Source organism: Citrobacter sp. CtB7.12, from assembly GCF_001297795.1.
In the GTDB taxonomy this organism is placed as follows: domain Bacteria; phylum Pseudomonadota; class Gammaproteobacteria; order Enterobacterales; family Enterobacteriaceae; genus Citrobacter_A; species Citrobacter_A amalonaticus.
The window spans coordinates 38,463-53,053 of the sequence record NZ_LIFT01000013.1; the positions used below are offsets into that span (position 1 = coordinate 38,463).

Sequence of the window (14,591 nt, forward strand, 5' to 3'; positions counted from 1 at the left end):
TCCCGTAGTCACATTACAGCGAAGCTTTTTGTTGTGAAGTGGTCGTGGTTTCCTTCTCTTCCACGGCACAGATATCGCACGGCAAATGGCGACCGATCAGCTTGCGATAGGCGAAAGCGCCCAAAATAGCACCAACGATGGGGCCAAACAGCGGCACCAGGAAGTAAGGAATATCTTTGCCACCGGTGAAGGCGACATTACCCCAGCCTGCAAGCCAGGCGAACGCTTTCGGACCGATGTCACGTGCCGGGTTCATCGCAAACCCGGTCAGTGGGCCCATGGATGCGCCGATAACCGCAATCAGTAAACCAATCAACAAAGGAGCCAGCGGGCCACGCGGTACACCGTTACCGTCATCAGTCAGCGCCAGAATAAGCCCCATCAGGATAGCGGTAATCACCATTTCAACCGCGAAGGCCTGCACAAAATTGATATGTGGGTTGGGATACGTTGAGAAAGTGCCGGCCAGATCAACACTCTCAATGCTGCCACGTACAATGTGGTGCGTTTGTTCGAAGTCGGCGAAAAGATTGTAGTAAAGCCCGTAAACTAACGCCGCTGCGCAAAAGGCACCGGCAAATTGAGAAAGGATAAAAGGAACAACTTTGCGCTTGTCGAAACACGCAAACAGCCACAACGCGATAGTGACTGCCGGGTTGAGATGTGCGCCAGACACCCCTGCGGTCAGGTAGATAGCCATGGCTACCCCCAATCCCCAGATGACGCTGATTTCCCACTGTCCAAAAGACGCACCCGCGACTTTAAGCGCAGCGACACACCCCACACCGAAGAAAATCAACAACCCGGTACCGAGGAATTCAGCAATGCACTGGCCTTTTAAGGTTGATGTTTGACTCATAATCGGATCCTGAAGAGTTTAATGTTTATTGTATGCGAGGAGGTCACTGACGTCCGCGATGCCCTGTAGGCACACTGTTAATTTATCGTTAACGAGCACAAACGAGAAATATCGAACTTAAAATGTGTGTACTCCGTCAATAAAATGAGCGTTTTCGCGCCATGAGGCGCGTTTTGTTATACAAAAATAGTGTGAGCTGAATCATTTCATTAACCAAAGCGTTAACACTTAAGGGTTAGGCCGACGATGTCTGTAAGAGTCGACTGAAAAGTGTTGCAAACCGCAATCAGCGCGGGATGCCGCTGGACAGGGAGAGCGGGGCTTCATACAATCGGCACTATATATTGTGCGCGTTCACGTGAAGCGTCGCCTTGCAATTCAGGAGAGTATGACCATGTCTTTAGAAGTGTTTGAGAAACTGGAAGCAAAAGTACAGCAGGCGATTGATACCATCACCTTGTTGCAGATGGAAATTGAAGAGCTGAAAGAGAAGAACAGCTCGCTGGCGCAGGAAGTGCAATCTGCACAGCACAGCCGTGAAGAGCTCGAGCGCGAAAATCAGTCTCTGAAAGAACAGCAGAATGGCTGGCAGGATCGTTTGCAGGCATTGCTGGGCCGCATGGAAGAAGTCTAATCCTCGTCATCTTTCACGTTATGGCGGCGTTGGCTGCGCGTATTCACCCCGGTCACGTAGTTTACTACGCTCCTGGGGATTCATTCGCTTGCCGCCTTGCCCTAACGCGAAATCTTTAGAGGATTCCTGAGCAAGTAGCTTGTAGGCCGGATAAGGCGCAAGCCGCCATCCAGTAGCCCGCGATAACCAATAAAAAAGGCACCTTACGGTGCCTTTTTCGATCACTCGATATCGAGCGGGTCTTCGGAGAGGATGATTCCGGTGTTATCGGCGTACAGATGGTCGCCGGAGAAGAAGGTCACGCCGCCGAAATTGACGCGGACATCGCTTTCCCCAATCCCTTCGCCTGCTGCACCTACCGGAATCGCGGCAATCGCCTGAATGCCGATGTCCAGCTCTTCCAGATCGTCTACCTGACGCACCGCGCCGTAGATGACCAGGCCTTCCCATTCATTTTGTACAGCCAGACGCGCCAGTTCGGCGTCGACCAGCGCACGACGGACAGAACCGCCGCCATCGACCAGCAGAATGCGACCACGGCCATTTTGTTCGAGCAGATCGTACAGCAACCCGTTGTCCTCGAAACATTTCACCGTGACGATTTGTCCGCCAAACGACGACCGTCCTCCAAAGTTAGAGAACAGTGGTTCCACGACGTTGACATCTTCTTGATAGATGTCACAAAGCTCGGAAGTATCGTATTTCATAGGCTTAACGTTCAGTTGCTGCGAGAATTTTTAGTATATCGCGCTATGCGTACTGTTGGCAAAATCATCAATTGTTAATTGATATTTGTCAGTTATCTTGCCCACTGACTTAAGAAAATCCCGACAACAAACAGCAGGTTAGTCAGCAACGCGGCTTTTACCGTACGTTCAAGCATTGGGCGCATCGCTGCTGGTTCCATCTGGCGCATCACGTAACGCGCCTGTTTTACCAGTACCGGTGCGGCCAGCAGGAACAACCAACCCCACGGACTTTGCAGCGAAAGCAGGTTAAACAGCGCCAGGCAGATCAGCGTGCCTATCAGCAAGCAAGCGTGGTAACGACGGGCATTTACGGCGCCGAGGCGGACAACCAGCGTGTTCTTGCCGTTTTCCCGGTCACTGTTGATATCGCGCAGGTTATTGATGTTAAGCACGGCGGTGGCCAGCAGACCGCAGGCGGTAGCCGGAAGGATTAACGCCGGGATCAGGGTATGCGCCTGCAGATACCAACTCCCCATCACGCTCAGCCAGCCAAAGAAGACCAGCACGGAAATATCGCCCAGACCGATGTAGCCATAAGGACGATTGCCCACGGTATAGGTGATGGCGGCAATGATCGACAGTACGCCAAGCACCAGGAAGCCGACAAAATCCGCTGGTGTGCGGCACGCCACCGCAACCAGCGACAGACCGGACACGCAAATGAGTACCACGGTGATGATCAGCGCGCGCTTCATCTCCTGTTGGGTGATCACCCCTTTTTGCATCCCACGCAGCGGCCCAATGCGATCCGGCTTATCACTGCCTTTAACGGCATCACCATAGTCGTTGGCGAGATTTGACAGGATTTGCAGAAGCCCTGCCGTAATGAGCGCCAGCAAGGCGACCAGCGGATCAAAATATCCCTGCCACCATGCCAGGGCAGTACCGACGATGATCGCCGCGAAGGCGAGCGGTAGAGTCTTGGGTCGTAAACTTTCCAGCCAGGCCTGGGAGCGGCTAATTTGTTGTTGTTCAGTCATATTTAGCGCCAATAAAAATGGGGCCTTTCAGCCCCATCAACAATGATGAAAATGCAGTGAACGCGATTATAGGATAAAACGGCTCAGATCTTCATCTGCGACCAGCGCATCCAGATGTTTGCTCACATAATCCGCATCAATTGTTATGCTTTGACCGTTCAAATCGCTCGCATCATAGGAAATATCTTCCATCAGACGCTCCAGAACGGTGTGCAGACGACGGGCACCGATGTTTTCGGTGGTCTCGTTAACCTGCCATGCTGCTTCAGCAATACGCTTGATACCGGATTCCGTAAACTCAATGTTGACGCCTTCGGTCGCCATTAGCGCTTTGTACTGCACGGTAACAGAAGCGTTAGGTTCCGTCAGAATACGTTCGAAGTCGCTGGTAGTCAGCGCCTGCAGCTCTACGCGAATCGGCAGACGACCCTGCAGTTCCGGGATCAGATCGGACGGTTTTGCCACCTGGAATGCGCCAGAGGCGATAAACAAAATGTGGTCGGTTTTGACCATACCGTGTTTGGTCGAGACGGTGCAGCCTTCAACCAGCGGCAGCAGGTCGCGCTGTACGCCTTCACGGGACACGTCCGGACCCGAGGATTCGCCGCGCTTACAGATTTTGTCGATTTCGTCGATAAACACGATCCCATGCTGCTCAACGGCGTCGATAGCTTCCTGTTTCAGCTCTTCCGGGTTCACCAGTTTGGCCGCTTCTTCTTCAATCAGCAGCTTCATCGCGTCTTTGATTTTCAGCTTACGCGCTTTCTGCTTCTGTCCACCCAGGTTCTGGAACATGGACTGCAGTTGGCTGGTCATCTCTTCCATTCCCGGAGGCGCCATGATTTCCACGCCCATCGGTGCGGCGGCAAGATCGATCTCGATTTCTTTATCGTCGAGCTGGCCTTCACGCAGTTTTTTACGGAACGCCTGACGCGCAGCGGACGGTTCAGACTGTTGCTCCGCCTGGCCCCAGTTATTTTTCGCCGGTGGGATCAGCACATCAAGAATGCGCTCTTCTGCCATCTCTTCCGCACGATAGCGGTTCTTTTCGATCGCCTGGACGCGAACCATTTTAATGGCGGCATCGGTCAGATCGCGGATGATAGAGTCGACTTCTTTACCGACATAACCCACTTCGGTGAATTTTGTTGCTTCCACTTTAATGAACGGCGCGTTGGCAAGCTTTGCCAGACGACGGGCGATTTCGGTTTTACCGACACCGGTTGGGCCGATCATCAGAATGTTTTTCGGTGTAACTTCATGGCGCAGCTCTTCGTCGAGCTGCATGCGGCGCCAGCGGTTACGCAGTGCAATCGCCACGGAACGCTTGGCGTTATCCTGGCCGATGATGTGCTTGTTCAGTTCGCTGACGATTTCGCGTGGGGTCATTTCAGACATGGGAGATCCTTACGCTTTAGACGGTAATTCTTCAATGGTATGGAAATGGTTGGTGTAAATGCAGATATCACCTGCAATATCCAACGCTTTTTCAGCAATGTCGCGAGCGCCGAGCTCGGTGTTTTCCAGCAGAGCACGTGCCGCAGCCTGGGCGTAGGGACCGCCGGAGCCGATGGCAATCAGATCGTTTTCCGGCTGCACGACGTCACCGTTACCGGTGATGATGAGGGAGGCGGTTTCATCCGCGACCGCCAACAGCGCTTCAAGTTTGCGCAGCATGCGATCGGTACGCCAGTCTTTCGCCAGCTCAACGGCGGCTTTAACCAGATGTCCCTGATGCATTTCCAGCTTGCGCTCAAACAGTTCGAACAGCGTGAACGCATCCGCCGTACCGCCCGCAAAGCCAGCAATGACTTTGTCGTTGTACAGACGACGCACTTTCTTCACGTTGCCTTTCATGACGGTGTTACCCAGTGTGGCCTGACCATCACCGGCGATAACCACCTGGCCGTTACGGCGTACGCTTACTATTGTTGTCACGAGCAGACCCCTTGGTTACAAATGCAGAATACAAGCCCCGCATGGTGTGCGGGGCATAATGCAAGTATAGATGGGGGGGATTTTGGGGGTTTCAACCCCCGGAGGCGAGTCGAATACAGTTTGTGTGACCTGCCATCTTCAGACGGCTAATGGTGCTGTCGGCATTCTCTTTGCCTTTCACCGGCCCGATGACCACGCGGTTCCAGCCATTATTGGTGGTGATTTTGGAGTCAAAGCCTTCGAAAGCTAACTGTGCACGCACGGTTTCTGCCTGTTCTGCGACTTTAAACGAACCACATTGTACCATCCAGCGACGTTCGTCTTTCTTCTCTGTCGTCGGCTTCGGTGCCTCTGGCACGCGCTCAACCGGTGCGGCTGGCTGTGTTTTTGGCTGCGATGCCGTGGTGTGTGCCGGGGTCTGCAGCAGATCCTGGTACGGTTGCGACGTCGCAGCGGGTTTCTGCGTCTGCGTGGCAGGCTTCGAAGGCTGCTGCACTGGCGCCGTTTGCGCAGTACGCGTTTGCGTCTGTGGCTGCGTACGCGGCTGTTGAACCGGCGGCGTGCTGTTCCACTGCTGCTGTTGCTCAACCTGACGTTGCTGAGCCTGGCGCTGCAACGTTTGCTGACGTTGTGCCGGTGTCTGCTCGTTCCACGGCACTTCGTTGAGCTGCGTCGGTTGCTGGCGCATGTCGGCCTGCATTTGCGCAAGTAACTGGCGCTGTTCTTCAGTCAGTTGATCCGGCTTCATGACTTCACCACCGGCTGACGGTTCTGTGGGCGCACGTACGCCCGGCTGACGGCTTTCCAGCTCTTTAATATAGCGCCAGCGCTCTTCCGGCTTTGGCGGCAGCCCGTTGCCAGTCACTTTCTGACCCTGCAACGTTTCGGATTCTTCTTTTTTATGATGCGTAATGAAGTACAGACCACCGATAAAGGCCACAAGCACGGCGGCGGCAATGGCGACCATTGCGGGCGATACCGCAGACGTGTTGCGTTGCTTTTTCCGTGAGGTGCTCTTTTTGCGCCGCGAAGGTGCCGGTTGGCCGCGACGTACATAATCTCGTTGTGCCACTATCGTTTCGCTGTATTGATTCGTTCGTCAGCCCGCCATGTTACTTAAGCGGCGGGCCTTTGACCAGACGCGGTGTCTGAAAGGTTTACGTTAAGGCGCGCGTCGTACCCCGAAGGATTAACTCACAATCCATTAAACGCGAGCCGCTGTTGACATTTTGCCCCTGAATTTGGTCAAGCAGCAACAGCATCGCTTCGCGACCAATTTCGAAACGCGGTTGCGCAACGGTGGTCAGCGGCGGATCGCAAAACTCCGCCAGGGCGATGTTGTCGAAACCAATAATCGACAGGTCATCCGGGACGTTGATGCCCTGACGTTTGGCCCATGAGAGGGCACCAAGCGCCATAACATCGCTATGACAGAATACCGCTGTCGGTGGTTGCGGCAAGTCGAACAGTTGTTTAAGCGCATTGCCGCCAGCTTCGTAGGTAAAATCCCCACGGGCGATATAGTGCGGATCAACGGTAATACCGCAACGACGCAGCGCCTGCACGTAGCCCTGCAAGCGGTAATGACACAGCGGCATTTCTTCCGGCCCGGCAATACAGCCAATGCGCTGATGTCCCAGCTCATGCAGGTAGTTCACGGCATTGAATGCGGCGGTCAGGTTATCGATATGGACGGTGGGCAGTTCCAGTTCCGGCGCAAACTCGTTCGCCATCACCATCGGCGGCAGATTGCGCTGCTCTTCAATACTGGCGTCAAACGGCAGACGAGAGCCCAGCAGCAGCATGCCATCAATTTGCTTGGTGATGATCAAATTGACGAAGGTTTTTTCCTGCTGGTTCTGATGCGCACAATCGCCGATCAGCACCAGATAGCCATGACTGGCGGCGGTGACCTCGATCCCACGGATCAGTTCGCTAAAGAAGGGATCGCAAATATCCGGAACAATCACCAGGATGGTTCGCGATTCATTACGTTTAACGTTGCGTCCCGCCGCCTGCGGTAAATACCCGACCTCTACAGCTGCCTGTTCAACCCGGTTTCGGGTGGACTGAGAGACTTTATCCGGGTTCATTAGCGCGCGAGACACGGTTGCCGTTGAGACTTTCGCCTTCATGGCAACATCTTTCATTGTAGCGGCAGCAACCTGCTTATTCGGTTTCACTCTTTCTCCTCGCCTGGGAAATCCGGCGCAGCACAATCCCTGTTTAAATTCACATCGGAAACATTTTTATCAGATAGCGAATGGAAACGGTTACAGAATTTTCATAAAAAGTGTGATGGGTGTTAAATTTTACGATCCGCCTCGCATCGTGAGGGGGTTATCCCTCAATAGGATCGACATCCAGCACCCATTTCACCTTGCGTGAATCCGGTAAGGTATTGATGAGCGCGAGCGTTCCGCTGACGATATGTTGCAAACGAATTCGTGATGGATGTTGCAATAAAATCTGCCAGCGATAGCGTCCGCCGCGCTTCGGCGCCAGCGCCGGAACGGGGCCTAACACCCAGAGCTTGTCATCTGCCAGCGGGCTGGCCTGGATCAGATTACGCAGCTGCTGCAAAAACAGTGAAGCCTGCTGATTATTATGATCTTCAGCACGCACGATGACGTGGCTGGTCCACGGCGGCAGTTGCATCGTTTGGCGTTCGGCCAGCGCCTGTTCGGCAAACGCGTCATAGCCTTTATGCAACAGAGTTTGCAGCAGCGGATGTTCCGGATGGTGAGTCTGCAAAACCACTTCCCCCTGTTTGCCTGCGCGTCCTGCGCGTCCGGACACCTGAGTATAAAGTTGGGCAAAGCGCTCCGCCGAGCGGAAGTCTGCGGAGAACAACGCGCCATCCACATCCAGCAGCGCAACCAGCGTCACATCAGGGAAGTGGTGACCTTTTGCCAGCATCTGGGTGCCGATCAGGATCCTTGCGCCGCCGCGATGGACTTCCGCCAGATGTTGCTCAAGCGATCCTTTTCGGCTGGTGGTGTCGCGGTCAATGCGGGAAATCGGCACGCCGGGAAAGAAGGGGGCTAAGGCTTGTTCAAGCTGCTCGGTGCCTAACCCGACCGGCACCATATGCGTGGAGCCGCAGGAGGGGCACTGACGCGGCACCGGGCGCTGACTGTCGCAGTGGTGGCAGCGCAAGTGGTGCTGCGCCTGGTGCAGGGTGTAGTAGTGATCGCAACGCGGACACTCTGCAATCCAGCCGCAGTCGTGGCAAAGCAACGCAGGCGCAAAACCCCGGCGGTTGAGGAATAAAATTACCTGGTTATCGGCCTGTAAATGCTGGCGCATACGGGCGATTAACGCCGGTGCCAGGCCTGCCTGTACCTGTTGACCTTTTAAATCGAGTACATGCTGAGTGGCGGGGCGTGCGTTTCCGGCACGACGCGTCAGGCGCAGCATGCGGTATTTTTTCTGCCTGACATTGCAAAGCGTCTCAAGCGCCGGCGTTGCCGAACCGAGGATAATCGGGATGCGTTCACTATGGGCGCGCCAGACCGCCAGATCGCGGGCATGGTAGCGCCAGCCTTCCTGCTGTTTATAGGAACTGTCGTGTTCTTCATCGATCACGATCACGCCAAGATTTTTAAACGGTGTAAATAAGGAGGAACGGGTGCCAATGACGATCGCGGCTTCGCCGTTTTTCGCCTTCAGCCAGGCAGAGAGGCGTTCGCTGTCGTTGAGAGCGGAGTGCAGCACTTCCACCGGCGCGTTGAAACGTTCGCGAAAGCGGGCGATGGTTTGCGGCGTCAGGCCAATTTCCGGCACCATTACCAGCGCCTGTTTACCCTGCGCGAGGACGTTTTCCAGTACGCTCAGGTAAACTTCGGTTTTACCTGAGCCTGTCACCCCGGCCAGCAGCCAGGCGGAGAAACTGTCTGACGCACTGTGAATGGCGCCAACGGCGGTGGCCTGTTCGGTGTTCAGGCGCAGACGTTCGCCGCAGACCGCGTAATTTGTGCGCCAGTCGCTAAAACCAGGCGTTTCGCTCGCCAGTTCGCACAAGCCTTTTTTACGCAGCGCCTGAAGCGCGCCATCGTTGAATTCGAGAGCAGCCACCTGATCGCGCCAGATTTTCCCCTGCCGTAACGCAGCCAGCGCCTGCTGCTGTTTGGGGGAACGCTTCAGGCTATTGAGATCAATGGCCTGACCCTCTTCGGTGGCAAACCAGTACCACATTGGCGCGTTGGTAGCAGGTTTCCCCTGACGCAACAGGATGGGCAGAGCGTGGAACAGCACATCGCCGATGGGATGATGATAATAATCCGCCGCCCAGATCAGCAGACGCCAGACAGAGGTCGAAAAGAGCGGTTCATCATCCAGCACGTCAACGATCGCTTTCAGTTCATTCAGCGGCAGCTCGCTTTTGTCGCTGACCGAAACCACGATCCCGACGCGCTCTTGCTGTTTGCCAAACGGCACGCGCACGCGACATCCTGCCTTGACGCTGCTCATGCCTTCCGGCAGAAGATAGTCAAAGGTGCGGGGAAGCGGAACGGGTAAGGCAACGCGCGCTACGGGCATAAATCGTCCTGACTTGAAATCTGGCGGGTTAGTATACACATTAGTCGTGGGTGACGAGCGAATCAGTTTGCATGAGTGGGCTAATTTCTGTATGATTCGCCGCCTTTGATGCAAATTGATTGTGTCAAACTATACTATCAACATCGCGTGGTGTCTGGCGTTAGGGCTGGAAGAGCGACGCGGCCTTAAACTGAGGTTTCCCATGAAAAAAGATATTCACCCGAAATACGAAGAAATTACTGCTACCTGTTCTTGCGGTAACGTCATGAAAATCCGCTCTACCGTTGGTCACGATCTGAACCTGGACGTGTGCGGTAAATGCCACCCGTTCTACACTGGCAAACAGCGTGACGTTGCAACCGGTGGCCGTGTTGACCGCTTCAACAAGCGTTTCAACATCCCGGGCAGCAAATAAGTTTCAGCTGTCAAAAAAAAGCGCCGACTGGCGCTTTTTTTGTCTCTGAAATTTATCTGTTCCATATATATCATTAATGTCTTGAATAAATAACGCCACGGCAAATTGAAATAGTGTTTTTAATTTATCGATAAATTGTTTCTGTTGGTGATGTCTGTCTCTCTTATCTTCCTTTTTTTGCCATGATTTTTATTTGCTGGCAAAATTTAAAAGGTTTTAACTTTCCCACTTAAATAAACTTCACTTCGTAATATAAAATTATCCTTGTTTTCATCATTGCATTTTTATCGTTGTGATGTTGATAAGGTCAGATTGTTTTTGATGTATTCTATTGAGAGGGATTGCTATGAAGCGTGGATATGCGTTATTACTTATTCCAATATTATCTGGAGCCGCTCATGCTGGCTACGTAGATTATCGTCATGAATATTATGACGACGGACGTAACTATGACCGTGTTTATATGTCCCATCGTTTTGCCAGTGGATTTGGCGTTGCGGTAGAAGCGATTTCGCGCTCTGATGATTCGGATCCAAAACATCCGGTTAATAACATGGAGACGAACGGTAACGAGTACACGGCCAGTTACCAGTTCACCTGGCAAGACCTTGTCTGGCAACCGGGACTGGCGATAGAAACAGATGAAGGTCAGGCAATCTATAAGCCGTACTTGCGTGTGCAATATAATATCAATGATAGCTGGTGGACGGCATTCCGCTATCGTTTTGAGTATACTCGTCGCAATTCAGAAGGCAGAGATGATCGAATGGTTTATCGCCCGGAGGCCTGGTTGGGCTATAACCTTCATGACTGGATGTTTGAACTGAACGGTATTTATAAAATCGCAGACAGTGAAGATTTATATAATAATAAAAAAGAAGACTATGAACTTAACTTTCGCGTTGCCTATAAAATAGGTTCCTGGATTCCTTTTGCTGAAGTGGGTAACGTCTCTTCCGGCTATAATACAGCGACAACCGACGATCGTCAGACACGTTATCGTATTGGTATTGGTTATACTTTCTGATTAATAAATTCTTCTCTATGACATATTCCTGTGCGGTAAGCGTATTTTTTTTTGCCGCGCGTACTTCATGCTTAATAATCAGGGAATCCAGATGAATAAGCGAAAAATAGGTCTTGTGAATTACCTCGCCTATGGCTCAGGTGATTGTCTTGGCGCAGGGACAACCGCGCTGACTGCGGCATGGTTATTATATTTTTTCACCACCTTTTGCGGATTAACACCAATAGAGGCGACGTTTATTTTTGCGATGGCGAGAATTTTGGATGCGGTGGTCAGTCCGCTGATGGGATATCTGACGGATAGCTTTGGCAATACGTGGTTGGGAAAACGATTTGGTCGACGGAAGTTCTTTATTTTACTGGGTATTCCCTGCGTTTTCTCCTATAGCCTGATGTGGATGGAGGGAATGAGCTACTGGTATTATCTGGCCGCCTATCTGTTGTTCGACGTGGTCTACACCATGATTTTGGTGCCTTATGAAACGCTGGTTCCGGAAATGACCGACGACTTCAGGCAGAAAACGAAGTTTTCCGGGGCGCGTATCGCGATGGCGCAACTGTCAGCGATCCTGGCGGCTTTTTTACCCGGTATTTTGCTGAACCATTTTGGTAAGGACAATGCCATCTCCTTCTTTTACGCCAGCCTGGTGTTCGCCATTATGTGTGCCGTGGTGCTGACTTTCGTCTGGATCTTTACCTGGGAACGTGAACGTAGTGCGGAAGAGCTGGCGGTGCAGGCGCAAAAGCTGACTCTGGTGCAGAGTCTGCATCGCCTGGTGATTGAGCTGAGCTCAACGTTTCGCATTCGAATTTTTCGTCTGCATCTCGGGATGTATCTCGGCGGCTATATTGCGCAGGACGTTTTTAACGCTGTGTTTACCTATTACGTGGTGTTCGTGCTGATGCAAAGCCCAACGCTGGCGTCCAATCTCATGGGGACGATGGCGATCCTGCAGTTTATCGCCGTGATGGCGATGATCCCGCTGTGTATCCGTTTTGGCCCGGCGCCGTCGTATCGTGTGGTGGTGCTGCTGTTTGGTCTGGGCGCGCTGTCATACTCCGCACTGTACTATAGCGGGATGAGCGACAATTCGGCGCTGTTGCTGCTGATTTCCGCGGTGGCCGGTCTGGGGCGCGGCGGCATCAATTATATCCCGTGGAACATTTATACCTATATTGCGGATGTGGATGAGGTCATCACCGGACAGCGTCGCGAGGGGATATTTGCGGGCATCATGACCCTGACTCGCAAAGCTTCTCAGGCCGGTGCCGTAATGTTGGTCGGCATTGTGATGCAGTATTCCGGTTTTGTCTCAGGACAGGCCACTCAGGTGCCGGGTGTCAGCCATACCATCATGCTGATTCTGAGTTTCGGTACGGTGGCGGTGCTCTGCATGGGATTCCTGGTTTCACTGCGTTTTCGATTAAACCTGAAAACGCACAAAGTACTGCGCGAAGAGACACTGAAAATGCGTCAGGCCGGAGGGGTTACCCCGGACGCGATCACACCTCAGGCGCGCCAGACCGTGGAGATGCTGGCTGGTATGCCGTACGAACAGCTGTGGGGAAACAATACGATTGGTTATGTAAACCGGCAGAAGGCGCAGTACCATCAGCCAGCCTGATCCGAGAGAGCCAAACCGATAATCACCATGAAAAAAAGCAGAAGCGTGGCTTCTGCTCTTTTCTGCATCAATATTCCCACGTCTCCGGGTCGATGCCCAGTTCGCGCATAATTTCTTTCGCCGCTTCCGGGATTTCATCGCTACGCTCTTTGCGCAGGTCTGCATCGTTTGGCAGGGGTTGTCCGGTAAAAGCATGCAGAAACGCTTCACACAGCAGCTCGCTGTTGGTGGCGTGACGCAGGTTGTTCACCTGACGACGCGTGCGTTCATCGGTGAGGATTTTTAACACCTTCAGAGGAATGGAAACCGTAATTTTCTTTACTTGTTCACTCTTCTTACCGTGCTCAGCGTATGGGCTGATATATTCGCCGCTCCATTCAGCCATGAGATACCTTAATCCTCTTCGTCATTAATATGGGGTAAGACCGCACTTCTCGTATGGTTACTCACCGTAATTCCGCATAGTTTACCGTACAGGCGATACCGTGACACGGATTAAGCACCTGTAGTTGTGCGCTAATGCAGATAATTTTAACGGCTATTTCCAGTTTGCTCAATCTATACGCAAAGAAGTTTAGATGTCCAGATGTATTGACGTCTATTGTGAACCTGTTTACTCTGGGACCTGACTTTTCATCGACTCAGCTCAGGAACACCCTAACATGACGCGTAAACAGGCCACCATCGCAGTGCGTAGCGGGTTAAATGACGACGAACAGTACGGTTGCGTCGTTCCGCCGATTCACCTTTCCAGTACCTATAATTTTACCGGTTTTAATGAGCCGCGCGCCCATGACTACTCCCGTCGCGGTAACCCGACGCGCGATGTGGTTCAGCGTGCGCTGGCCGAACTGGAAGGCGGTGCGGGTGCGGTACTGACCAATACCGGCATGTCGGCGATTCATCTGGTGACGACCGTGTTCCTGAAGCCCGGAGATCTGCTGGTTGCGCCACATGACTGCTACGGCGGTAGCTACCGCCTGTTTGACAGCCTGGCGAAGCGCGGATGCTATCGCGTGCGCTTTGTCGATCAGGGAGATGAGCAGGCGTTGCAGGCCGCGCTGGCAGAAAAACCTAAACTGGTGCTGGTAGAAAGTCCGAGTAATCCGCTGTTACGCGTGGTGGATATTGCGAAAATATGTCAACTGGCACGTGAAGCCGGGGCCGTCAGCGTTGTCGATAACACTTTTTTAAGCCCGGCGCTGCAAAATCCGCTGGCATTGGGCGCCGATCTGGTGTTGCATTCATGCACGAAATATCTGAATGGTCACTCTGACGTCGTGGCGGGCGTGGTGATAGCCAAAGATCCGGAGATCGTCACCGAACTGGCCTGGTGGGCGAATAATATCGGCGTGACCGGCAGCGCGTTTGACAGCTACCTGCTGCTGCGCGGGCTGCGTACGCTGTCGCCGCGCATGGAAGTGGCGCAGCGTAATGCACAGGCGATCGTCGATTACCTGCAAACCCAGCCGCTGGTGAAAAAGCTGTATCATCCGTCGCTGCCAGAAAATCAGGGGCATAACATTGCCGCGCGGCAGCAGAAAGGCTTTGGCGCAATGTTGAGTTTTGAACTGGATGGCGATGAGCAGACGCTGCGTCGTTTCCTGAGTGGGCTGTCGTTGTTTACGCTGGCGGAATCTTTAGGGGGAGTGGAAAGCTTAATCTCTCACGCCGCAACGATGACGCATGCTGGCATGGCGCCAGAAGCGCGTGCGGCCGCCGGGATCTCCGAGACGCTGCTGCGTATCTCCACGGGTATTGAAGATGGCGAAGATTTAATTGCCGACCTGGAAAATGGCTTCCGGGCTGCAAACAAGGGGTAA

Annotated in this window: 14 protein-coding genes; 5 read left to right on the forward strand and 9 right to left on the reverse strand. The window is 53.1% G+C overall.

Annotated features, from left to right (window positions below; translation table 11 throughout):
- Positions 1-13: 13 nt before the first annotated feature.
- On the reverse strand, positions 14-859 hold the full coding sequence (gene glpF / locus AOY24_RS16110; RefSeq protein WP_042998923.1) for a glycerol uptake facilitator protein GlpF: 846 nt from the start codon (positions 857-859) through the stop codon (positions 14-16).
- Between the two features lie 388 nt (positions 860-1,247).
- Here glpF and zapB point away from each other — a divergent pair, with 388 nt between their 5' ends.
- Positions 1,248-1,493: a septal ring assembly protein ZapB gene (gene zapB / locus AOY24_RS16115; protein ID WP_090050665.1), complete on the forward strand. Its 246-nt coding sequence runs from the start codon at positions 1,248-1,250 to the stop codon at positions 1,491-1,493.
- Positions 1,494-1,714: 221 nt separating this feature from the next.
- Here zapB and rraA read toward each other — a convergent pair whose 3' ends face one another.
- The 7 genes from rraA to priA form a co-directional block, all read right to left on the reverse strand.
- On the reverse strand, positions 1,715-2,200 hold the full coding sequence (gene rraA / locus AOY24_RS16120; RefSeq protein ID WP_042998924.1) for a ribonuclease E activity regulator RraA: 486 nt from the start codon (positions 2,198-2,200) through the stop codon (positions 1,715-1,717).
- Between the two features lie 92 nt (positions 2,201-2,292).
- On the reverse strand, positions 2,293-3,222 hold the full coding sequence (gene menA / locus AOY24_RS16125; RefSeq protein ID WP_042998925.1) for a 1,4-dihydroxy-2-naphthoate polyprenyltransferase: 930 nt from the start codon (positions 3,220-3,222) through the stop codon (positions 2,293-2,295).
- Positions 3,223-3,288: 66 nt separating this feature from the next.
- Positions 3,289-4,620, reverse strand: coding sequence for an HslU--HslV peptidase ATPase subunit (gene hslU, locus AOY24_RS16130; protein WP_044257468.1), 1,332 nt, complete (start codon positions 4,618-4,620; stop codon positions 3,289-3,291).
- 9 nt (positions 4,621-4,629) lie between these two features.
- Entirely contained in the window at positions 4,630-5,160 is a 531-nt protein-coding gene (gene hslV / locus AOY24_RS16135; protein ID WP_044257469.1) for an ATP-dependent protease subunit HslV, read from the reverse strand.
- A 91-nt stretch (positions 5,161-5,251) separates the two neighbouring features.
- Positions 5,252-6,232: a cell division protein FtsN gene (gene ftsN / locus AOY24_RS16140; protein WP_054176969.1), complete on the reverse strand. Its 981-nt coding sequence runs from the start codon at positions 6,230-6,232 to the stop codon at positions 5,252-5,254.
- A gap of 85 nt (positions 6,233-6,317) precedes the next feature.
- On the reverse strand, positions 6,318-7,343 hold the full coding sequence (gene cytR, locus AOY24_RS16145; protein WP_044257471.1) for a DNA-binding transcriptional regulator CytR: 1,026 nt from the start codon (positions 7,341-7,343) through the stop codon (positions 6,318-6,320).
- 157 nt (positions 7,344-7,500) lie between these two features.
- Positions 7,501-9,702 carry a primosomal protein N' gene (priA, locus tag AOY24_RS16150; protein ID WP_054176970.1) on the reverse strand — a complete coding sequence of 734 codons (2,202 nt, stop codon included), beginning with the start codon at positions 9,700-9,702 and terminating at the stop codon, positions 7,501-7,503.
- A gap of 202 nt (positions 9,703-9,904) precedes the next feature.
- On the opposite strand from priA, the gene rpmE reads away from it, so the two are divergent.
- From rpmE to AOY24_RS16165, 3 genes are all read left to right on the forward strand, one after another.
- A complete protein-coding gene (rpmE, locus tag AOY24_RS16155; RefSeq protein ID WP_042325590.1) occupies positions 9,905-10,117 on the forward strand; it encodes a 50S ribosomal protein L31 in 213 nt (70 codons plus the stop codon).
- A gap of 346 nt (positions 10,118-10,463) precedes the next feature.
- Positions 10,464-11,144, forward strand: a complete 681-nt coding sequence (locus tag AOY24_RS16160; protein ID WP_042998930.1) for an oligogalacturonate-specific porin KdgM family protein — start codon at positions 10,464-10,466, stop codon at positions 11,142-11,144.
- A 91-nt stretch (positions 11,145-11,235) separates the two neighbouring features.
- The gene (locus tag AOY24_RS16165; protein WP_054176971.1) at positions 11,236-12,768 is read left to right on the forward strand and encodes an MFS transporter; all 1,533 of its coding nucleotides are present in this window, start codon (positions 11,236-11,238) and stop codon (positions 12,766-12,768) included.
- A gap of 67 nt (positions 12,769-12,835) precedes the next feature.
- Here AOY24_RS16165 and metJ read toward each other — a convergent pair whose 3' ends face one another.
- Positions 12,836-13,153, reverse strand: coding sequence for a met regulon transcriptional regulator MetJ (gene metJ / locus AOY24_RS16170; protein ID WP_042325599.1), 318 nt, complete (start codon positions 13,151-13,153; stop codon positions 12,836-12,838).
- 277 nt (positions 13,154-13,430) lie between these two features.
- Here metJ and metB point away from each other — a divergent pair, with 277 nt between their 5' ends.
- Positions 13,431-14,591, forward strand: coding sequence for a cystathionine gamma-synthase (metB, locus tag AOY24_RS16175; RefSeq protein WP_054176972.1), 1,161 nt, complete (start codon positions 13,431-13,433; stop codon positions 14,589-14,591).